11 protein-coding genes are annotated in these 21,899 nt (G+C 67.5%); 2 read left to right on the top strand and 9 right to left on the bottom strand.

What is annotated here, in order from left to right; translation table 11 throughout:
* Positions 1-23: 23 nt before the first annotated feature.
* From ACZ5BM_RS08755 to ACZ5BM_RS08770, 4 genes are all read right to left on the bottom strand, one after another.
* Entirely contained in the window at positions 24-1,412 is a 1,389-nt protein-coding gene (locus tag ACZ5BM_RS08755; RefSeq protein ID WP_498907521.1) for a glycosyltransferase family 4 protein, read from the bottom strand.
* A complete protein-coding gene (locus tag ACZ5BM_RS08760; protein WP_498907522.1) occupies positions 1,405-3,144 on the bottom strand; it encodes a glycosyltransferase family protein in 1,740 nt (579 codons plus the stop codon). Before ACZ5BM_RS08760 ends, ACZ5BM_RS08755 begins: the two co-directional genes overlap by 8 nt.
* A gap of 45 nt (positions 3,145-3,189) precedes the next feature.
* Positions 3,190-4,179, bottom strand: coding sequence for an NAD-dependent epimerase/dehydratase family protein (gene galE, locus ACZ5BM_RS08765; protein WP_498907523.1), 990 nt, complete (start codon positions 4,177-4,179; stop codon positions 3,190-3,192).
* Between the two features lie 81 nt (positions 4,180-4,260).
* Positions 4,261-12,453 carry a hypothetical protein gene (locus tag ACZ5BM_RS08770; RefSeq protein ID WP_498907524.1) on the bottom strand — a complete coding sequence of 2,731 codons (8,193 nt, stop codon included), beginning with the start codon at positions 12,451-12,453 and terminating at the stop codon, positions 4,261-4,263.
* 373 nt (positions 12,454-12,826) lie between these two features.
* On the opposite strand from ACZ5BM_RS08770, the gene ACZ5BM_RS08775 reads away from it, so the two are divergent.
* A complete protein-coding gene (locus tag ACZ5BM_RS08775) occupies positions 12,827-13,549 on the top strand; it encodes a restriction endonuclease (protein WP_498907525.1) in 723 nt (240 codons plus the stop codon).
* Here the strand turns inward: ACZ5BM_RS08775 and pepT are convergent.
* From pepT to ACZ5BM_RS08795, 4 genes are all read right to left on the bottom strand, one after another.
* The gene (gene pepT / locus ACZ5BM_RS08780) at positions 13,501-14,742 is read right to left on the bottom strand and encodes a peptidase T (RefSeq protein WP_498907526.1); all 1,242 of its coding nucleotides are present in this window, start codon (positions 14,740-14,742) and stop codon (positions 13,501-13,503) included. The two genes, ACZ5BM_RS08775 and pepT, sit on opposite strands and share 49 nt — an antisense overlap.
* 101 nt (positions 14,743-14,843) lie before the next feature.
* Entirely contained in the window at positions 14,844-17,123 is a 2,280-nt protein-coding gene (locus tag ACZ5BM_RS08785; RefSeq protein WP_498907527.1) for a DUF6600 domain-containing protein, read from the bottom strand.
* 179 nt (positions 17,124-17,302) lie between these two features.
* Entirely contained in the window at positions 17,303-18,235 is a 933-nt protein-coding gene (locus ACZ5BM_RS08790; protein WP_498907528.1) for a Rossmann-fold NAD(P)-binding domain-containing protein, read from the bottom strand.
* Between the two features lie 17 nt (positions 18,236-18,252).
* The gene (locus tag ACZ5BM_RS08795; protein ID WP_498907529.1) at positions 18,253-19,281 is read right to left on the bottom strand and encodes a GDP-mannose 4,6-dehydratase; all 1,029 of its coding nucleotides are present in this window, start codon (positions 19,279-19,281) and stop codon (positions 18,253-18,255) included.
* A 575-nt stretch (positions 19,282-19,856) separates the two neighbouring features.
* Here ACZ5BM_RS08795 and ACZ5BM_RS08800 point away from each other — a divergent pair.
* Entirely contained in the window at positions 19,857-21,059 is a 1,203-nt protein-coding gene (locus ACZ5BM_RS08800; protein WP_498907530.1) for a glycosyltransferase family 61 protein, read from the top strand.
* 19 nt (positions 21,060-21,078) lie between these two features.
* On the opposite strand, the gene ACZ5BM_RS08805 is transcribed toward ACZ5BM_RS08800, so the two are convergent.
* Positions 21,079-21,858, bottom strand: a complete 780-nt coding sequence (locus tag ACZ5BM_RS08805) for a hypothetical protein (RefSeq protein ID WP_498907531.1) — start codon at positions 21,856-21,858, stop codon at positions 21,079-21,081.
* Positions 21,859-21,899: the final 41 nt, after the last annotated feature.

Raw genomic sequence — 21,899 nt, forward strand, 5'->3', positions numbered from 1 at the left:
TGCGACCAACAGGCCGGACCGTTTCACCCGATCCCGAAGCGCGGCACCGCCCGAGGCGGCAGCGGCGGCTCCGCCGACAGGAAATCCGGTGGCGGCGGCACCACGGCCCCAGCCTCCGGCACGACGTGCGACGCGCTTTCGCCGCCCAGAAGCTGCCGATACAGCGCCAGATGGGCGTCGAACGCGGCCTGCCCGTCCCAACGGCTCGACGCGACATGACCGAGCCGCACCACCTCGCCCGGATCGGCCGCCAGATCGGCCAGCGAATCGGCCAAGGCCCGGGCGTTGCCCACCGCGAAATGCGCCCCGGTGACGCCCGGCTGCACCTTTTCCGCCATGCCGCCGATATCCGAACACAGCACGGCGCGACCGTTGCGGAACGCTTCCTGGATCACGACCGGGGAGTTCTCCCACCACACGGACGGCACCACCACCAGATCCACCGCCGCCATCAGCCCGTCCACCGACAGGTTGGAATAGGCGCCATGGAACGAGACCGTGCTGCCCGTCTGTGCGATCCTCTCCAGGAATTGCTGCTGATAGGCCGGCGGCTGGTTGGTGTGATCGCCATGAATGGAAAACACGATGTCGGTGCGGCCGTCGCTCTGCAGCAGCTCGATCGCATCCAGCAGAACGTCCATGCCCTTCAGCTGCGAGATCTGACCGAAAAACCCGACGACCAGACGGCCCGGCCGCGGCTGGCGCGCCGTGAGGACGGCGGCCTCGGTCTGGCGCGGCACGTTCTCGATCACCGCGATCTTCTCGGCCGGAATACCCCATTCGGCGTAGCGCCCGGCCAGGAAGCGGCTCGGCGCGATCACCTGATCGACGCATTGCAGGAAATGCTGCACGTAGAGTTGGCGCAGAAAGAAATCCTGCGGCTCGACCTCGGGAAAACAACGCGCGCAGGAGACCGGATCGGCGCGATAACACAGCGCGTTGGTGTGCCGCTTCACCATCTGTCCCTGCTGATGGCAGATCGCCAGGAACTCGTGCAGGGTCAGCACCAACCGGGCATCGGGCAGCGTTTCGCGCACATGGAAGAACGTTTCCATGCCGAAATTGACGTAGTGGTGCAGATGCACGATCTGCGGATCGACCGCGCGCAGCAGAGCGCGGAAATCGCGCGGAAACGCCATGTCGCGATTGGCGAACTTGAAGATGTCGAACTCACCGACCGTGTAGAGATGATCGTTCTCGGCGAAGGGCTGGGTGATGGCCTGTCCCGCGCGCTGGAACACGGTGCCCCGTGCGCAGCCGAGATAATGCGCCGACCAGCCCGGCTCCGCCTCCAGCCGCTCGAACAGGGCGTGCGACGCCACCTCCGACCCGCCATTCTGCACGCGTGGATGGCTGTGCGAGCCGATCAACACCCGCACGGGCGCTCCGTCGGCGAAGAAACGATCAGCCATCCGCACGTCCTCCCGCCTCGTTGGCGAGGCGCCGACCCCAACGCTTCTGGTGCAGCCAGGCATTGTAGAGCGTGACGTTGAGACGCCAGGGCTCGGCGCCGGTGATCTGCGATTTGCGTTCCAGATGGAACATCAGCACGTCATGGTCGACGGCACAGCCGACACCCAGGCCCCGCGCGCGCAGGCAGAGATCGGAATCCTCGAAATCGCCGATCACGAACGCCTCGTCGAACCCGCCCAGCGAGGTGGCGAGGTCGCGCGTCATCACCATGCAGGCGCCCGTGATCACCCGTTCGCGCACCAGGCCGGACAGCCCGCGCGGCCGCGCGCCCTTGCCGGGATGGGTCGGAAACAGCCAGTTGCCGAATTCCGGCAACGGCGCGTATCCCATACCTTGGTGCTGCACGCTGCCATCCTCGAACAGAAGCAGCGGGCCGACGATGCCCACCTCCGGGATGCGCTCCAGATCCGCCACCAGCCGGTCGATCCAGTCCGGGTCGGTGCCGAACACGTCCGAGTTGAGGAAACACACGGTCCGGCCGGCAGCCAGCGAAAGACCCACGTTGCAGGCCGGCGCGAAGCCGAGATTGTCGTTTTGCAGCCACAGGCGGATCGGCGTGCCGAAGCGCCGGAACAAGGTGTCGGCGAGATGGATCGCGCCGCCCGACGCGGCCGGATCGTCCACTACGTAGATCAGCTCGTGCCGGTCGGCGAAGCCGCTGCCGGCCAGAAGCGCCACCTGCACCTCCATGAAGTCGAGCCGGCCGTAGAGCGGCACGATCACGGAGCAGACAGGCTCCGCCGGCGCATGGCCAAACCGGATCTCGCGCCCGTCGCGCTTGCCGGCGAGGCGATCGGTATTGAGCGCGGTGATGGTGGGTCCAAGCCGGTCGAACACCGACGCCACCTCGTCATAGCGCGGCGACAGATTGGCAAGGGCGGCGCGAATGGCGACCAGACCGTGCTGCGCGGACAGGCGCACGGGATGATAACCGACATCGCCGTGCACGGTCTCGATCTCCACGAAGCAGGGCTCGCCCGGCTCCAGGCAGTTCTCCGCCGGGAGGAGAAACCCGCAGCGCACCTGGCGCGAGCGCAGTCGGTCGCCGTGCTTGGCCAGGACGTCGGCGCGATCGAGACGGATCGCCGTGTCGATCCGCAGCGGGGTGGACCGGCCGCCGGAGCGCAGCCGAACCGACCGCACCGCGTCGGGCGCGCTCAGCATCCAGCCGCTCAACAGCAAGCCTGTGGTGCCGGTCGACACCGCCTCGTCGATCTGGAACGCCACCTGCCCGTCGAGACGGTCCAGCGTGTCGCGCCCGTCGAAACCGGAACGGTCCAGCACGGCGCGGAGCCGTTCGCCGGCACTGCCGGGCGCCAGACGCTGTTGGCGCATGCGGTCCAGCAGGATCCGGGGCGGAGCGTGCTCGGTGCCGCCCGTGGTGTCCAGATGCACGAGGCCGGACGGGGCTGCGACCTCGGCGAACCGCAGAGGGCCCAAGGCATGGTCGGAGGCGGGCAGATGGATCGCCACGCCGCGGCCTCGGCCGCCCAGGTCGTCACGCAGCGTGTGCGCGATCAGCCCTTCGACCGCGACCACACCCTTCTCGAATGAAAGGGACACCATCCGGTAGCCGGGAAGCCCGTCCGACGCCTCGATTGGCGCCCAGCCGCACAGCAGATAGCTGCCGGTGGCTTCCGAGTACCCGTGAATGTCGACGCAGCCGCTCATCTCGATCTTCTTATAGGCCGGTCCGGGCCGTGGTCGACAGCCGGGTCAGCCCTCGTTGCCGTAGCCGTTCGGATGCGCCCGCCGCCAATTGAGCGCCGTAGACACGATCTCGTCCAGCTCGGTGTAGCGCGGGGTCCAGCCGGTTTCGGCCCGGATGCGGGCGGAGCTGGCCACCAGGATGGCCGGATCGCCCGGACGGCGATCGACGATGCGCATCGGCACGCGGACGCCGCTGACGCGCTCGACGCTGCGGATCACCTCCAGCACGGAATGGCCGGTGCCGCTGCCGAGATTGTAGGTGACGCTGCCGTCGTCGAGCCGGCCCAAAGCCGCCAGATGCGCCTGCGCCAGATCGGACACATGCACGTAGTCGCGGATGCAGGTGCCGTCGGCGGTCGGATAATCGTCGCCGAACACCACGATCTCGGGACGCAGACCGAGGGCGGCGTCGATCACCAGCGGGATCAGATGGGTCTCGGGCCGATGATCCTCGCCGGAACGCCCTTCCGCATCGGCGCCGGCCGCGTTGAAATACCGCAGACAGGCATAGCGCAGGCCGTGGATGCGATCGGCCCAGTGCAGGGCGCGCTCGATCATCAGCTTGCTTTCGCCGTAAGGCGAGCCGGGATCGATCCGGGTTTCCTCCGTGATCGGCGTGGTGTCCGGATTGCCGAACAAGGCCGCCGTCGAGGACAGGATGAAACGCTTCACGCCGTGCCGGACGCAGGCGTCGATCAAGGAAAACCCGAGCCCGGCATTCTCCTGGAGATAGAAGAACGGCCGTTGCATGCTTTCGCCGACCAGGGACAGGGCGGCGAAATGCAGCACGCCGTCCCAGCCGCCTTCGGCCAGCGTGGCATCCAGCGTGGCCGTATCCGCCAGATCGGCTTCCACCAGCCGGACGGCCCCGGGCAGAACCTCGCGATGGCCCTGGCGGAGATTGTCGTAGACGACGACCTCGTCGCCGCGATCGTGAAGTGCCAGGACGACGTTGCTGCCGACATAGCCGGCACCGCCGGTGACCAGGAGTTTCACCGCAGCCTCGCTTTCCGATTGCCCGAACGGATCGAACTATGGCCGAAACGATCATTCGGGTCGAGGCTGCGGCGCTCTTCGTTACTGCAGCACGATCGCGGACGCATCGACGTGCGACAAACCCAGCAGGGTGATGGTGGCGCCGTCCGACAGCGTCAGTTGGGTCCCCCCCGAAACCGCATGCTGACTGTAGGCGCTCCCCGTTCCCGACGTCGCGCTGCCATATCCCTTCAACAGCAGCTGGTCCTTGGCTGGGCTGAACCCGCTGAGCGTGAGCACGGCGCCTGCGGACAGGCCCTTGGTCAGCGACACCAGCTCGGCGCCGGTACCGTCGATCAGCGTGGCATGGGTGGCACCGACCACGTTGACGACCTCCGCGCCCGATCCGCCGGTGACGGTGGCGGCACCGCTTGCGAGCTGGAGATGCGAGGCACCGGCACCCCCGGTGACGCTCATGCTGCCGGTATCGCCGATGATGGTCTCGCCGCCGGCTCCGAGCCTGATGATCGCCGGGGCGGTTCCGCCGTGCGGACCCTGGATGATCGAGCCGATGGCGCCGTTCACCGTGTCGCCCGCCATGGCCACGATGCGGGTGGACAGGTTATCCGCGCCGTTCAGCACGCTGGCCCCGCCGCCGATCAGCGTATCGTTGGCGCCTGCGGCATTCAGGGTGGTGGCCCCGGTGCCGGCGGCCAGAACGGATCGCCCGCCGCTGCCGGCCGTGAACGTGCCGCCGCCCGCCCCACCGGCCACGCTGTCCGCCGCGCTGAGACCGCCCAGGAAGGTGAAGTTCTGGCTGCCGGATGCGAACACCGATCCCGCGCCGGCGGAGATCGTGTCGCCGAGACCGGCCGACACCGTGTCGATGCCATTGGAAAGGTGAATGGCCTCGCCGCCGGACGACGTGATCAGATCGTTGCCGGGATTGGTATCGGTGAAGCTCAGCCCGCTGCCGGCCAAAGTGATGTGCAGATCGGCGACCTTGCCGTTGGCCGGCGTCAGCATCAGACCGGACAGGGCATGGGCATCCGTCGCCGCCGTTCCCGTCACGGTGAAGCTGTTGCCGGTCACGGCGCCGCCGGCGGTCGCCAGCAGAGCATCGCTGGTCGAGCCGGTGGTGATCGTGACGGTGCTGGCAGCATTCCCCGCCGTGCCGTTCTGGCCGCCCGCACCGAGTGCAGGATCGAGAGCGGCCTTCGTGGATGCGGCGGCCACGCTGACCGAGACCGCCGGGTTGCCCACCGCCAGTTTTGTTTGTCCTGTGATGGTTCCGTTTGTGTCTGTGACGGAGAGATTGAGGGCTGTGTTTCCGCTCGCGCCGGATGCGGGCGTGTATCGGATGGCGGCGAGGCTGCTGTCGATCTGGCCCTGTGTGCCGACGAGGGTGACGGTGGAGCCGTCGGCGGAGACGGTGGCGGCAGCCGCCACCGTGCCGGACAGGGACAGCGTGCCCAGCACCGTGCTGGTCAGCGCCGCGGTCGCGGTCAGCACCGCGGCCGGGTTCTGCGCATAGACCTGCGCCACCGCATAGGGCGCGACCGCGGCCGTGCCGACCACGCTTTCGCTGTTCTGCACCCCCGTCATCACCGTATCCACGGTGCTGCCTACGGTTTGCAGACCGGACTCGGATGCGGTCGGCGTCAGACCCAGCGTCGCCACATAGCCCGCCACCGCGGGCGAAAGCTCGGAACTGTCGATCCAGGACAGGCTGGGCGACCCCAGCACCAGAACCTGGCTCGGCAGCGTCCCCGCCGCCTGCAGCTGCGTCATCACCGACTTCGTCTCGTCCATGAACGACGCATCGCCATAGGCCCGCAGCGTCATCGTCGACCGCAGGCCGTTCTGCGTCGCCCAGGCGATGTCATGCTCGATCGATGCCAGCCCGGACGCACCGGACGACAGAATGGCAGACGGCGTCACGTCCAGATCGATCCCGCCGCCATACAGCGCCGCCGCGCGCAGATTGGCTGTCGCCGCGGAGGAGGAGAAATCCTGGATCCCCGACACCGCGATCGACACGTTCATCATGCCCAGCCCGCGCAGCGTATCCACATAGGCCTGCATGGCGCTCAGATCGGCCGCGGTGGCGTTGGTCGAGAGCGGCATGAACAGGCTGCTCTCGCTGCCCCCGAACCCGGGCGCCGCCACCAGCCGGCCATAGCCGTTCTGCGTCAGGATGCCCGTGCCGAAACCGGCACCACCCCAGCCCACCACCTGCGACGCCGTCGCCGGACCCGTGGCTGCGATCGCGCTCGAGCCGCTCACCACCACGCCGGACGGCAGCGCCGTGCCCGACAGCGTGTTGGTCGCGGTCGTCGTCTGCGCCAGGATCTGGTTCAGCTGGTTCGACGCCGTTCCGGACAGCGCGTTGCTTCCATACACCGCGACCGTGGTGCTCTGGCCCGGCGTCAGCATGTAGTAGCCGTTGCTGTTGTCGGACGCGAACGCGGTGTAGCCGTTCGCCGTCGGCGTGTTGCCGATCTGGTAGGTGCCGGTGGAATTGCTCAGCTGGGTTCCCTCGTAGACGTTCACCGTGCTGCTGCCGGTATTGGTCAGCGTCACCGTGCCGCCCGCCACTTCCGGCACCAGCACGCTCGGCGCCGAGCCGGTGATCGTCGCACCGGCGATCCCCGACAGGCTGGTGATCGCGTTGGCCGGAACGTTGCCGCCATAGCCCGCCTGCAACGCTTCCACCGTCAGCGTAATCGAGCCGCCCGCCGGCACCACGAACGACCCCAGCGATCCGTCCCCGCTCGTGCCGGACACCCAGTTCGCGTTGCCCAGCCCGCTCTGCACCACCTGGAACTGTACGCCGGTCGCCGTGGACGCCAGCGTGCCCACCGGGATCGAAAGCGTCCCCGACCCGCCATTGCGCACCGTGATCGTCTGCTGCGCCACCGCGGACGTGCCCGTGAAGGTGAACACGCCCGGCGCCGTCCCGGACCAGGCACTCTTGAGCGCAGCACCCCCGCCACTCACCACCGTGGAAACGATGCCGTTGTAGTCGTCCACCAACCCGACCGACCCCGTCGATACCAGCGGAGACGATACCGACGACGACGAATACCCAGACATCGTCCCATCCGGTGCACCAACAAATACCGTCGACGTCGGTGCGATGGTCAGGGTTTCGACGTTGTTACGCCCGTTGATAGACAGCGTTATGGTCTGGGTCGCAGGAGATGCGCCCGTCGGCACCGACACGGTCAATCCGCGTAGCGCCGCCTGAAGCTGGGCCGGCGTGCCGTCGTAGCTGTAGGTCAGACCATCGGACGACACCACGCCGACGCCCGAAGACACGAGCTTCGCACTCCCGGCCGACAGGGTGACCCAAACGAAGATATCCTGCCCGGGACTGGTCGATTTGGTGACGGCGATGTCCTGATACGGCGCGTTCGCCACCAAGGGCGAGATGGTGTGGGAGGCGACGAGGCCGCTGACCACGAAATTGGTCGCCACCGAAATGGACAACGTGCTGGTGACGCTGGTCGTGGCGAGACCGTCGCTGATGGTGATGGTTTCGGTTTCGGTCCCGCTCGCCGTACGTGTCGGCATGAAGACCAGCCAGGAGAGGAAGTTCTGCACGTCACTGGCCGTGCCCGTCATGGTCGCCGTGCCGCCATCCGCGGAAACGGTCACGCCGTTCACGTTCACGCTCCAGTAGCTGCCAAGGCTCGGATTCGACAAGGTGACGGTGGCGGAAACGAGAGCGCCGGCGGCGGCCGACAGCGTCAGATTGTGCTGGAGGAGGATCCAGCCATTCACCGACTGGTTGGCAACGCCCGAGATCATCAGCGGCGCATCGACCGCCAGTTTTGTTTGTCCTGTGATGGTTCCGTTTGTGTCTGTGACGGAGAGATTGAGGGCTGTGTTTCCGCTCGCGCCGGATGCGGGCGTGTATCGGATGGCGGCGAGGCTGCTGTCGATCTGGCCCTGTGTGCCGACGAGGGTGACGGTGGAGCCGTCGGCGGAGACGGTGGCGGCAGCCGCCACCGTGCCGGACAGGGACAGCGTGCCCAGCACCGTGCTGGTCAGCGCCGCGGTCGCGGTCAGCACCGCGGCCGGGTTCTGCGCATAGACCTGCGCCACCGCATAGGGCGCGACCGCGGCCGTGCCGACCACGCTTTCGCTGTTCTGCACCCCCGTCATCACCGTATCCACGGTGCTGCCTACGGTTTGCAGACCGGACTCGGATGCGGTCGGCGTCAGACCCAGCGTCGCCACATAGCCCGCCACCGCGGGCGAAAGCTCGGAACTGTCGATCCAGGACAGGCTGGGCGACCCCAGCACCAGAACCTGGCTCGGCAGCGTCCCCGCCGCCTGCAGCTGCGTCATCACCGACTTCGTCTCGTCCATGAACGACGCATCGCCATAGGCCCGCAGCGTCATCGTCGACCGCAGGCCGTTCTGCGTCGCCCAGGCGATGTCATGCTCGATCGATGCCAGCCCGGACGCACCGGACGACAGAATGGCAGACGGCGTCACGTCCAGATCGATCCCGCCGCCATACAGCGCCGCCGCGCGCAGATTGGCTGTCGCCGCGGAGGAGGAGAAATCCTGGATCCCCGACACCGCGATCGACACGTTCATCATGCCCAGCCCGCGCAGCGTATCCACATAGGCCTGCATGGCGCTCAGATCGGCCGCGGTGGCGTTGGTCGAGAGCGGCATGAACAGGCTGCTCTCGCTGCCCCCGAACCCGGGCGCCGCCACCAGCCGGCCATAGCCGTTCTGCGTCAGGATGCCCGTGCCGAAACCGGCACCACCCCAGCCCACCACCTGCGACGCCGTCGCCGGACCCGTGGCTGCGATCGCGCTCGAGCCGCTCACCACCACGCCGGACGGCAGCGCCGTGCCCGACAGCGTGTTGGTCGCGGTCGTCGTCTGCGCCAGGATCTGGTTCAGCTGGTTCGACGCCGTTCCGGACAGCGCGTTGCTTCCATACACCGCGACCGTGGTGCTCTGGCCCGGCGTCAGCATGTAGTAGCCGTTGCTGTTGTCGGACGCGAACGCGGTGTAGCCGTTCGCCGTCGGCGTGTTGCCGATCTGGTAGGTGCCGGTGGAATTGCTCAGCTGGGTTCCCTCGTAGACGTTCACCGTGCTGCTGCCGGTATTGGTCAGCGTCACCGTGCCGCCCGCCACTTCCGGCACCAGCACGCTCGGCGCCGAGCCGGTGATCGTCGCACCGGCGATCCCCGACAGGCTGGTGATCGCGTTGGCCGGAACGTTGCCGCCATAGCCCGCCTGCAACGCTTCCACCGTCAGCGTAATCGAGCCGCCCGCCGGCACCACGAACGACCCCAGCGATCCGTCCCCGCTCGTGCCGGACACCCAGTTCGCGTTGCCCAGCCCGCTCTGCACCACCTGGAACTGTACGCCGGTCGCCGTGGACGCCAGCGTGCCCACCGGGATCGAAAGCGTCCCCGACCCGCCATTGCGCACCGTGATCGTCTGCTGCGCCACCGCGGACGTGCCCGTGAAGGTGAACACGCCCGGCGCCGTCCCGGACCAGGCACTCTTGAGCGCAGCACCCCCGCCACTCACCACCGTGGAAACGATGCCGTTGTAGTCGTCCACCAACCCGACCGACCCCGTCGATACCAGCGGAGACGATACCGACGACGACGAATACCCAGACATCGTCCCATCCGGTGCACCAACAAATACCGTCGACGTCGAGCCGAGCTGGAGCATCGTCACGTGGGTGCCAATTCCGGGAATCGACAAGGTCAGCGCTTCGGTGGCGGAAGCGGTCCCAGGCGGCACCGACACGCCCAATCCGCGCAGCGCGACTTCGATCTGGGCTGCGTTGCCAGTCACGGAAAAGGTCGACCCATCGGCCGACACGGTGCCTCCGGCACCGGCGACCAGTCTGGCCGCTCCGCGCGGCAGGCTCGCCGTGGCCGTTAGGCTCGCATTCGGATTGGCGGTGTTGGAGACAAGAATACTGCCGAACGGCAAGGTCTGGCCGATGGACCCCGCCAGCATCAGGCTGGGAACGCCCCCGGCCGTCAGCTGTGTCGCGGCGGTGACGGAAAACGTGGTGACGGCGGATACGGTCTGGGTGCCGTCGGTGATCGAAACGGTCTCGACCTGGGTTCCGGCCGCACCGACCTGCATCACCGTTTCGAGCTGCCTGAGCGCCGTTTGCAACGTGGCAGCGTTGCCGACCAGGGTCAGCGTCGAACCGTCATCGGACAGGACACCGCTGCCGGTGTTCCAGAACGATGCCAGCATCGGGCTGGAAAGGGTCACGGTCGCGGTGAGCACCGTCGCGGCATTTCCCGCGTTCACGACCAACGACTGCTCGGCCAGAACCGTGCCGGAAACGGTCGCCGTCGACGGCATGCCGGACAGCGCGATCAAATTGTCGACCGCGATCGCCGTCTGGCCCGTGATGGTGCCGGCGGCATCGGTGACGGTGACCGTAAGGGCGCCGTTGCCGACCACGCCGGCGGCAGCGGCGAACGACATCGCCTGCAAGGCCGCCGTGAGTTGCGCCATCGTGCCGGACGCCGTGAATACGGTGCCGTTCTGCGACACGCCGCCCAGACCGCTCGCCGCGACGAGCCGCCCCAGCGACGCGCTGCTGAGCGTCACCGTCAGGGTTCCGGTCGTGGTCCTTGTTTCGGCGAAGACCTGGGCGATCGCATAGGGCGTCAGGGCCGCACCGCCGATCAGGGACAGGCTGGGGGCGACGCCCGTCATCAGATCGTCCGGACGGGCGCTGGTCCCACGGACTTCCAATCCGCTTTCGGAATTGGACGGCGTCAGCGTCAGGGAAGACAGCCAATTGGCGACACTGTTGAGCGCATTGGGATCGCTGTTGGAATAGATAACGCTGTTTCCCGTCGCCCCGCCATCCTTGACCACGATCTGCGTCGGCATGGCATTCGCCGCCTGTAACATCGACACCAGCGTCTTGGTGTCGGACAGCAGGTTGGGATCGCCGCCGAATTGCGGCGACAAGGTGATGGACGAGCGCAGCCCGTTGGCCGTCGCCCATCTGATCTCCGCCTCCGTGCTTTTCTGAAACGCCGTATCCCGCGCCAGAAAGAACCAGGGCGGCAGATCGAATGTGATGCCGCCGCTGTAGAGCGCCGCCGCCCGGATATTGGCCGTCGCGGCCGCCGTGGCGAAATCGCCCTCCTCGTACTCCGCCATCATCGGCGCGAGATTCAGATAACCCTGGGCACGTGCGTTATCGACGAACCCCTTCCACGTCGCGAGATCCTGCGCACTCCAGATGGTCTCGTTGTAGGTGTTCACATTCGCTTCGGTCGGGTTGTAGCCCTGCTGCGTAGTGAAGACCGGCGACTGGGCATCCGTCAGAAACGAGGTGCTGCCGAGCGCGGACTCGATCCCGGCCTTCGCCGGGCTGGTCGGGCCGGCGGTCACCAGGGCGCTTGACGACAGGATGGACACGCCGGACGGCAGAGTTCCCGTGCCGGTGATGGAGTTCGCCGCCGCGTTCGACGCGAGCGCCTGCTGCACGTATCCGGCCGCCGTCGTCGCCGTGTTGGGCGATACGGAGCCGATCGGCACCGTGATGCTGGCCCCGGCGGCCAGCCGATAATAGCCGCTGCTGGAATCTGCATCCGTGGCAACGAACCCGCTCACGGTCGGATCGACGGCGATTTGGTAGGTCTTGCCGTTGCTGCCCGTCACCGTCATCGACGTATAAAGGATCGTGCTGCTGGCGGTGGTGTTCTGCAGCGTGATGGTGCCGCTCGACCATTGCAGAACCGCCGTATCCAACGACGAGCCGACGATCGAAGCGCCGTTGATGCCGATCTGGGTCACCTGGTTGTCGGCCAGATTGCCGGACGTACCGACCGCCAGAGCCTGGGCCAGCACGCTGATCGACTGCCCGGCCGGTATGGTGAAAATCCCCGCGCCACCGGACCCCTGCGACCAGTACTGCGCCAAGGTCGGCTGAAGGGCGATCTGATACTGGATGCCACTGGCCGAAGACACCAGCGTTCCCACCGGAATGACAATGGCGGCGCCGCTCGTGTTGGCGATGTTGACGCGCATCACCGCATTGATCGGGTCCTCGTTCAACTCGGTGAGGCCAGCCCCCGTGCCTGCCCAGGTCGACACCACCTTCTGCTCGGTGCCGTCCATGTAGCTCCGCACGACGCCGCTCATGTGGCCGTAGAAACTGACGTCGCCATCGGCCAGCAGGGGGTTCGCGATCGCACTCGCCGACAGCGTGTCCAGACCGAAGGAGCTGCCGACGAAGATGGTGGAGGTCTTGCTCGGAGACGCCATGATTAACAGCCTCTTTACGTCTTTTTAACGCTTAGCCTATTCGTCAAAACACTTTCTGGGTCGAAACGTCTATAACGATTTTCGTTAAATCAACATTAAATTTGACCGCAATGCGAAGACCCTTCAGGGACAGTCCCAGGCCGCCGCGACGCGGTTGATCCCTCCGTCCGGGCCGACATTCCGCTTGAAGATTTTTCTGGCCGCCCTCGGCTCCGTCCTTCTCGTCAACAGCTCGCCAACAAGCGCCGCCGCGCAGCCGCCCCGGACGTCGCTGGCCGCCCATCACAAACCGTTGGCGCATTCTCCGTCGCGGCCATCCCACGTGATCGCCACGCCTCGCCCGGCTTTGCGGCACCCAGAGGCTCTCGGCTGGATGCTTCCCGCGTCCCTGGCCTTGCTGCTGGGCAGTGCTTCGGCGCCGTTTCTGCGCCGTTGGCACAGACGACGCCGCCGCCGGCTGGCCTTGGCCTTGGTGAAGACCGAGATCGACCGGGCGGGACGAGCGCTTCGCATCAGGCGGCTACAGGTTCTGGGCACGGAGCGACGCGGGACCAGACAGAACCGGGAGCGCTGGGAAAAGGAAAAGATCCGTTTCTGCGATGCGACCCTTCGCCCCGCTCTCGCCCGGCGCGGACTGAAACGCTGGTGGCCGACCGTCGAACCATCCGCCTTGCGGCGCATCGAGCGCGTCGCCTGGCGCGGCCGGAACGGACCCGCGGGGTTCGAACCCGGCATGCACCCGCTGGATTACGAACGCTTCTGCGCAAGGCTGCTGGAACAAGCGGGCTGGAAAACGCAGCTCACCCCGGCCAGCGGCGATCAGGGCGCCGATATCCTCGCGTCACGCGCCGGCTGCCGCCTCGTCGTGCAATGCAAGCTCTACCGCAGCGCGGTCGGCAACGATGCGGTGCAGCAGGTCGCGGCGGCGCGTGCGCACCAGAACGCCCAGGCGGCGATCGTCGTCTCGAACGCACGCTTCACCGCCGCGGCCCAGGCGCTGGCCCGCACCAACCGCGTGGCGCTCCTCCACCACGAGGAGCTGCGCGACTACCGGCCGGACGCCGCCAGAGACACGATCCCTTCCGCCACGCGATAGGACGCGAGGAAGGACGGCACCGGCAGGAACTCGAACGGCGAATGGAAATTGAGCGCGCCGGTGAACATGTTCGGCGTCGGCACGCCCCGTGCGGAAAGCGCCGATCCGTCGGTGCCGCCCCGCATGGCGATCACCTCCGGCGCCACGCCGGCCCGCTCATAGGCCGCGCGCATCAACGCCGCCGCGCGCGGCTCCTCTGCCAGGGCGCCGGCCGGGTTGGCATAGATATCGGCGATCCGCAGCGAGACGGCGGCACGCGGATGATCCCGCTGGACCGCCGCGATGATGTCTTCCAGCACGCGCTTGCGCCGCGCGAACCCGTCCGTATCGAAATCGCGGATCGACACCGTCAGCGTCGCCTCGGCGGCATCGGCCACGACGGTGTTCACCCACCAATAACCGTCGCGCCCTTCCGTATGCTCCGGCGTCTGTTGTGGATCGAGCCGGCCGATCAGATCCGTCGCCACCAGAACCGGATTGACCATCACCCCCTTGGCCGACATCGGATGGGCGGTGACGCCCTCGATGCGGATCGTCGCCTGGGCGGCATTGAAGGTCTCGCACACGAACTCTCCGATCGCGCAGCAATCGATCGTGTAGGCGAAATCCACCGGAAACCGCGACAGATCCATCGCCTTGGCGCCGCGCAGACCGATCTCCTCGTCCGGCACGAACGCCACCACCACGTCGCCATGCGCCGGCGTGTCACGCACGAGCGTCTGGAGCAGCTCCATCACCACCGTGATCGCCGCCTTGTCGTCCGCGCCCAGCACGCTGGTGCCGTCGGACAGGATCAACTCCTGACCACGATAAGGGATCAGTTCGGGATGCTCGGCCACGCGCATCGTGCAGACCGGCGACAGAACCAGATCGCCTCCGTCGAACCGGACGCGCTGCGGCCGTATATCCGGCGACAGCCCCACATCCACCGTATCCAGATGCGCGCAGAACCCGATCCTGGGCGCATCCGCCACCGTGCCGGGCAGACGCGCCGTCAGCACGCAGTGTTCGTCGAGATGGATGTCGGCGAGCCCGAGCACGTCCAACTCGTCCCGGAGCAGACGCGCCAGATCCCACTGCCCCGGCGTGGACGGCAGCGTCGTAGCGCGCGCGTCGCTCTGCGTGGTGATGGACAGATAGCGGAAAAACCGTCCGACCAGTCGTTCCGACAGGTCGGGAAAAGCATGAGGCATGGGCACGGTCCGATCGCGCAGCAACATGTCCTCATAGCACGCCCACAACACCGAAAAACGCGACCCGGCCGCCCCGAAGGACGGCCGGGTGCGGAAACCCGTCAGTGCGGATGGTCGTCGGGGCGGCCCTCATGCGGCGGCGGCGCGTGCTGCGGTTCGGGACGCGGCGCGGGCCTGGCTTCCGGATGGAACTGCGGACGCGGTTCGGGGCGCGGCTCCGGTCGCGGCTCAGGACGCGCCTCGGGCCGAAATTCCGGACGCTGCATCTGTGGCTGCGGGGCGGCAGGCGGATGGAAGGCGGCGTGCGGCGCCTCCGGACGCGGCTGCTCCATACGCTGCATCTCGGGGTGCTGCATCGACGGATGTTGCATGGGCGGACGTGGCTCTTGGGCACGCGGCGCCGCCTCGTGGGGCGCCGCAGGACGCGCGTCCGGGTGCGGCATGGCCCGCATCTCCTCGCGCGGCGCGACACCGTTCGGACCTGGATGCTGTTCCGGTCCGTGATGCGGGCCGGCAGGCGGCGCGGCGGCACCGGGACGGTGCGCATCGTCCCGCACGTGCTCGGGCATCCCGGGCCGCTCGGCACCCTGCGCGCGGAGAACCGGCAGACCAGGACGTGCCGGCTGCGCACCCGGCGCCGGCGGGCTCGGATGGACGTCGTCGCCCGGCCGGCCGGCACGGGCATCGCCGCCCGGCATTCCCGGCGGATGCGCACCCGGCGCGAACACATCCGGACGAGCGCCCGCTCCAGGCGGCTGCGGATGCGCGCCCATGCCGGGCATCTCCGGGCGACCACCCGGCTGCATCGCCACGTCGGTGCGGAACGGCGCCCGGCTCTGCGGCAAGGCGTGCGGATGGAACAGGGCCGGATCGATCTGCGGTCCGGGCGCCGCGGGACGCGCGATCGGGCCGAGCCCCAGCGCATGCGCGGCAACCGGGGTCAGGCCGCGCGTATCGGCCACGGGACGCACCGGCATCGCCGTCTGCACCAGATGCAGATCCCGTCCGCCGGCACCCGCCGGACCGAACGCGCCGGGACCGGTGCGGGCGAACTCCCGCACAGGCCGCGAATTGGCCATCGCTGCGGCCGGCACCACCGTCAGCGCATTGCGATTGACGTAGTTGTTGATGATGGTCGTGTTGTTATTGTTGATGACCGTCTTGTTGATATGGATGTTGTCGATCCGGCCATAGTTCACACGCTGCATGTAGGTCGGGCCGACATGGAACGGCGGCTGATAGGCTTCCTGCGGACCCAGCGGAATCCAGCCGACCGAACCGCCGCCATAGCCGCCACCGAAGCCGCCGGGACCGCCATGATCCAGCGCGGCGACGGCGGCACCGGCCAGGGCGCCCGCCACCGCACCGGCGGCGACGAAATCCACCAGCGCCGGCGCGTAGGCCGGCTGTTCGTAGCTGATCGGCGGCGCCCCCGGCGCGCACGGCACCCAGCCCCAGCGCCCGTCGAACTGCGACCAGCGCCCGTAATGGAACGGCGCGAACCCCCAGGGCTCCGCATCCACCCATGTCCAGCCCCAGGGCTGCACGTAGGACCAGCTTCCCTCCCGGTACGGCGCCCAGTTCGCCGGCACCTGCGGATACCAGACCTGGCCGTATTGTGGCTGCGCCTGCCACGTGCCGTAGCTGGCCAGCGTGCTGGCGCCGGTCATGTAACGGATCTGCGGCGGACCGGCCGGCACAGGCGCCGGACGCGCCAGACGCGCATCCAGGAAGGCGTCGTGCAGCATCGGCCCGATGCTGCCCTGGAGCGCGTCGCTGCCGGTCACGGTCGCGGTCTGTCCGGCGGACACCGCGAGCGAGAAGGAGCCGCTCTGGATCTGCGCCGCGCCGGCCACCACGGCCACCAAGGTCGGCGAGGTACTGGAACCGGCAACGATGTCATACTCGCCGCCCGGCTGCAGGCTGATCACGCCGCGCGGCGTGGTGATCGCGTAGGTATCGTCGCTCGGCGCATTGCGCAGATTCAGGAACACCTCGCCCTGCGGCGTCGTCGCGGCGAATTGCCGCTCGGCGATGGTCGCCAGATCGAGCTCGGTTTGCTCCGACAGAACGATGGTATCGCCGGAAAGATCGATCCAGGCATCCGCGCCCGGCTGGGTCCAGATCGCGTCGCCGTTGGAGAGCGGCGTGTTGATCACGGCGTCGGTCCAGGTGGTGCCGCCGGCGCCGTGCGCCGACACGGAACCGTCGATCCGGGCCAGACGCCCGACCCGGGACGGTGCGATCTCGCCCTGGACCGGCGGCTGCACCTGCGCCCGCGCCGGAATCGCCAGCACAGGCGACATCAGAACGGACGGGGCGATCAGCGCCGTCGCCGCCAGAAGACGCCCCCATCTCGTGTCGCGCAAAGACAACCGCATCGCTTCCACCCCCTGGTTTATGTCAAACCATGAAACGCGGGAGAGGGCAGAAAGATGGCAGTTTCGGACTGGAACAGGCCGCAATCCGGCTCTGTGTCCGGTCGTTTCCCAGCCCCGGCCCGTCAGACGTTTGGAGTGGTTACGAAATATCACCGAACGGGATGCACCGGGTTGGGGTGCTACGCCTCGGCCGCGACCCGTTTCGTCCAGTCGTCGAGCACGTCCCGCAAGGTCTGCTCCCAGGCGATGCGCGGTTCCCAGCCCAGCAACGAACGCGCGCGGCCGGCATCGCCCAGGGCGCGGGGAATGTCGGCCGCGCGCATCCGGGCCGGATCGAACGCCCGCGACACGTCGAGCCCGGCCAGCCGGATCAGATCGTCCAGAACGTCGCCGATCCGCCGTGGCGTGCCCGAGGCGATGTTGAGGATGGTGCCGGGCGCCAGGTCCCGCGCGCTGCGCAGGCAGAGCGCATAGGCGTCGCACACGTCGCCGACATGCAGGAAATCACGCTCGGCATCGAGATTGCCGGTCCGGATCAGGGGCTCCTGACGCCCCGCCGCGATCAAGGCCAGCTGCCGGGCGAAGGCGGGAATCACGAAATCGGTCTGCTGGCCGGGACCGACATGGTTGAACGGGCGCAAGCGGATCACGCGCGCCCCTTCCGCCGCCATCGCGCCCAGCGCCAGATCGGCGGCCGCCTTCGTGGCGCCGTAGAGGTTCATCGGTGCGAGCGGCGCCGTCTCGTCCAGCGCGATCCCGGCCCGGAACGATGCGCCATAGGCATCGGCGGACGAGGTGAACAGGAGCGGCGCTTCCGGCACATGGACCCGCATCGCCTGGGCCAGAGACAGGGTGCCGTGCAGATTGACCGCCCAGGCGCGTTCCGGCTCGGCACGGGCAACGGGAATGGCGGAAATCGCCGCCAGGTGCAGGCACGCATCCGGTCGCAGCGCACGCACGCGACGCTCCACCGCCTCCGCGTCGCACAGATCGCATTCGAGCGGAAACAGGGTCGCGTCCGGACAGTGACGCGCCATGCTGCGATGCAGATGCACCCCGACGAACCCGGACAGACCCGTGACCAGAACCCGCACCGGACCGGCGCTGCTCACGGCGCCGTGCCCCGGACTCAGCGTACGGACGCGGCACGATGGCGGGCCAGATCGGCCTCCACCATCTCGGCGATCATCTCTTCCAGCGTCGTCACCGGGCTCCAGCCCAGCGTCTCGCGCGCCTTGGTCGCATCGCCCAGAAGAACGTCCACCTCGGCCGGCCGGATCAGGTCGGCGCGGGTTTGCACATGGTCCTCGTAGTTCAGGCCGGCATGGGAGAAGGCGATGCGGCACAACTCGCGGATGGAGGTGGTGCGGCCGGTGGCGACCACGTAGTCCGACGCCTCGTCCTGCTGCAGCATCAGCCACATGGCCCGCACATAGTCGCGCGCATGGCCCCAGTCGCGGGTGGCTTCCAGATTGCCGAGCGGCAGGGTCTCCGCCAGCCCGAGCTTGATCCGCGCCACGCCGTCCGTGACCTTACGGGTCACGAACTCGATGCCGCGCAGCGGGCTTTCATGGTTGAACAGGATGCCCGACGAGGCATGCAGGCCGAAGCTTTCGCGATAGTTCACCGTCATCCAGTGCGCGTAGAGCTTGGCCACGGCATAGGGCGAGCGCGGATAGAACGGAGTCTTCTCCGACTGCACCTTTTCCTGGATCAGGCCGTACATCTCCGACGACGAAGCCTGATAGAAACGCGCCTGCGGACGGGCGATGCGCACCGCTTCCAGCATGTTCGCGGCGCCGATGCCGGTTGCCTGTCCGGTCAGCAGAGGCTGCTGCCAGGACGCCGCCACGAAGGACTGCGCGGCGAGGTTGTAGACCTCGTCCGGTTCCACGCTCTGCACGATACGGATCAGCGCCGACAGATCCAGCAGGTCGCCGTCCACCAGCTCCACCCGGTCCAGCACGCCCAGCCAGCGCAGACGGGCGCTGACCATGTCGGCCGAGGCGGAGCGGCGGGCCATGCCGACCACGCGGTAGCCCTTGCTCAGCAGCAGTTCCGCCAGATAGGCGCCGTCCTGACCGGTGATGCCGGTAACCAGCGCCGTGCGACTGGCCCTGGTAGAACCGGAAGGCGGGTCCTTGATCATGTCCGACATGGGAAAGCCGATAGAGGAATCCTTGCCCCCGGTCCAGAAGCGCTTGGATGCGCCATCTGGTCGTGGGCAGGTCCGTCCGGAGGGTGTCATGCACGCCTTGCTGGTCGTTCGGAACCGAAGACGAGTGGAAGAGGCGTACTTTCTGAGAGAAAGAACCAGAGAGATCTGGTCCGTTTAATTACGGGTTCGACCGGCTCAGCTGAACCAAATATGTAGACGTCTTTCTGCTTCTTTCCCCTTTCCCAGAAAAAGAAGAGTTTTCCGTTCGCTTGCACCCCAAATGCCGGCCCTTCTCACCCCGGGGATCTCCAAGCCGACACATGCCCCATCCAGCATAGGGTCGCCGCCATCACGGGCGTATATCAGCGACAACCGCGGTCGTTTTGTGATGCAGTCGTTCCCTGAACCGTATCCCGCCGGCAAGCCGGTCCACACAGGACGGATCGGTCACGGAGGCCCCCCATGCGGATGACCCCGAACCCACCGGCCAGACAACGACAGCCACGCCAGCGACCGTGACGGACACCATCAACGATCACAACCGATCTGTCGGGGACGGCCTGATCCAGCAACCGATGGAACAGGTTCTCCCGGAAATCGGCTCGAGCGAGCTGGCGAACGGATCGGAAGGATGGACACCGGTCGTTGCCGCGGGCAGCAGCGACTTGCCCGTTCCGGTCTGCCGGATGGAAACCGGTGGCGACGGAACGGCGATCCGCTCGGCCCTCGTGCCTCCCGAAACGGTTCCGATCCACAGACCGATCGGCATGCCGTTCCAGGGAGACGGGTTTCGGCCCCGCCTCGCCTATCCCACCCTCTCGATCGCCCGCGTCGCGCATGCGGTCTGCGTCCCCGGCGGCATCGTGTTTCGCGACCGGACCGTCTTCGCCAACAGTTTCAGCGCGGTATGGGACACGGGCCAGCACCGGCATATGCGACTGACAGACGGGCGATGGCATCCGAACGCCGACAGAGGCGTTCATGCCGGCAACATCGACCGCTTCGAGGGCACCGCCTTCTACCTGGACGATCAGCACATCGACTGGTTCGGCCACGTTCTCGGAGACCTGCTCAGTCCGGGCTGGGCTTACGAATATTGCCGGTCGTTTCTCGGCATCGCCGATCTGACCATCCTCTGCTCTCGGCCGAACTACACCTTCGTCCTCGATCTTCTCGTTCTGCTCGGCATGCCGCACGACAAGATCATCTTCATCAACAAACCCGTCGTCTGCCGATCGCTGGTGTTGGCAAGCAAGGCGTTCCAGATCCAGCAATACATCGCACCGCCCGCTGCCCGGATGTTGTGGGGCATGGCGGAACGGATCGACAGGACCGGATCAGGCCACGACCTGCTCTATGTTTCCCGGTACATCAATCCGACCAGAGCCTTGATGGAAGAACAGCAGATCCAGCATGCCCTGCAATCCCTCGGCTTCCATGTTCTCGTTCCCGAAACGATGCATCCCTACGATCAGATCCACCTGTTCGCGCAGGCGAAGGTGATTGTCGGGTGCAGCGGCAGCAACCTGTTCAATCTTGCCTTCGCCCGGTCGGTGCAGGCCGTGATCGTGATGACGTCTCCGCTTTTCGTGCAATACTCGGAACAGATGCTCGCCTCGATCAACGCCCCGTGCAGCCTCGACGTGATCGTCGGACGCGCTGACGATGCCGCCTTGCGCGATCGGCCCGGCTATGTACACACGCCCTGGCACCTCGCGCCGGCGACCGTGCTGGAAACCGTTCTCGAACGTCTGCGGCAGCTGGGCTTCGCATCCTGAGTCTGCCCGAAGGCGACCCTTACCGGGGGCCGAGCGCCACGATCCTGTAGGGCGCTGCGGTTCCAGTGGAATCCCGCCCGGCGCCAGCGCCCGTCACGGCGATCACGTCCTGTCGGACGCGGTGCCCGGTCCGGTCCGATGCCGCCACGACCACCTCCACCACGGACGGGTCGAACCGCTCGCCGGAGGCGGGCGACGGACCCTGCGCGGCGGACGGACCCCCATCCCCGTCCGGATCGACGCCGCTGCCCAGAAACACGGCGCGCCGCACCAGCGGCGAGGCGTCGGACAGGTTGGGATCGCCGTCGTGATACAGCGACAGGACCGGCGCGATCCGGTCCAGCAGCGCAGGCGTCACGCCCGGCACCAGCCCGATCTCCTTCAGGCTCTGGAACGGCGCGCCCGGCGGCCTGTAGTCGATCCCGCGCGGCACGTCGGACTGGGCGACCGGAAAACGCCAGGCCACCACGGCGGCGGCGATCACCGGTGCCTGATGCGGGTCCACGCCGGCAGCCTGGAACAGCCCGCTCAACAGAGCCGCAGAGGCGATGTTGGGATTGATCTTGCCGTCCTGGCTGCTGACCGACACCGACAAGGCGCAGCCATCGCCGCGCAGGAGCCGCGCCACGCCGTCCGCCGGCCAGCGCGCCGGGGTCGGCTCCAGAACATGGAACATCGCCTGGTCGATGCCGCCTTCGGCGCAGGCGCGAAGCTGGGCGTTGCGGATCAGCTCGCCCGCTTCCCGCGCCCGTCCGCCGCCTGCCGCGGTGATCGCCGACACCAGAAGCGAGAACAGCACCAGCGACCACAGGACGATCAGCAGCGCGAAGCCGCGCTCCC

Source organism: Lichenicola sp. GTC18331, assembly GCF_055386855.1.

Bases quoted from the DNA above. Each gene is read 5' to 3' on its own strand.
- ACZ5BM_RS08795 (WP_498907529.1), bottom strand. From the start codon at position 19,281: ATGTCGGACATGATCAAGGACCCGCCTTCCGGTTCTACCAGGGCCAGT.
- ACZ5BM_RS08755 (WP_498907521.1), bottom strand. From the start codon at position 1,412: ATGGCTGATCGTTTCTTCGCCGACGGAGCGCCCGTGCGGGTGTTGATC.
- ACZ5BM_RS08785 (WP_498907527.1), bottom strand. From the start codon at position 17,123: ATGCGGTTGTCTTTGCGCGACACGAGATGGGGGCGTCTTCTGGCGGCG.
- pepT (WP_498907526.1), bottom strand. From the start codon at position 14,742: ATGCCTCATGCTTTTCCCGACCTGTCGGAACGACTGGTCGGACGGTTT.
- ACZ5BM_RS08770 (WP_498907524.1), bottom strand. From the start codon at position 12,453: ATGGCGTCTCCGAGCAAGACCTCCACCATCTTCGTCGGCAGCTCCTTC.
- ACZ5BM_RS08800 (WP_498907530.1), top strand. From the start codon at position 19,857: ATGGAACAGGTTCTCCCGGAAATCGGCTCGAGCGAGCTGGCGAACGGA.
- ACZ5BM_RS08760 (WP_498907522.1), bottom strand. From the start codon at position 3,144: ATGAGCGGCTGCGTCGACATTCACGGGTACTCGGAAGCCACCGGCAGC.
- ACZ5BM_RS08775 (WP_498907525.1), top strand. From the start codon at position 12,827: ATGCTTCCCGCGTCCCTGGCCTTGCTGCTGGGCAGTGCTTCGGCGCCG.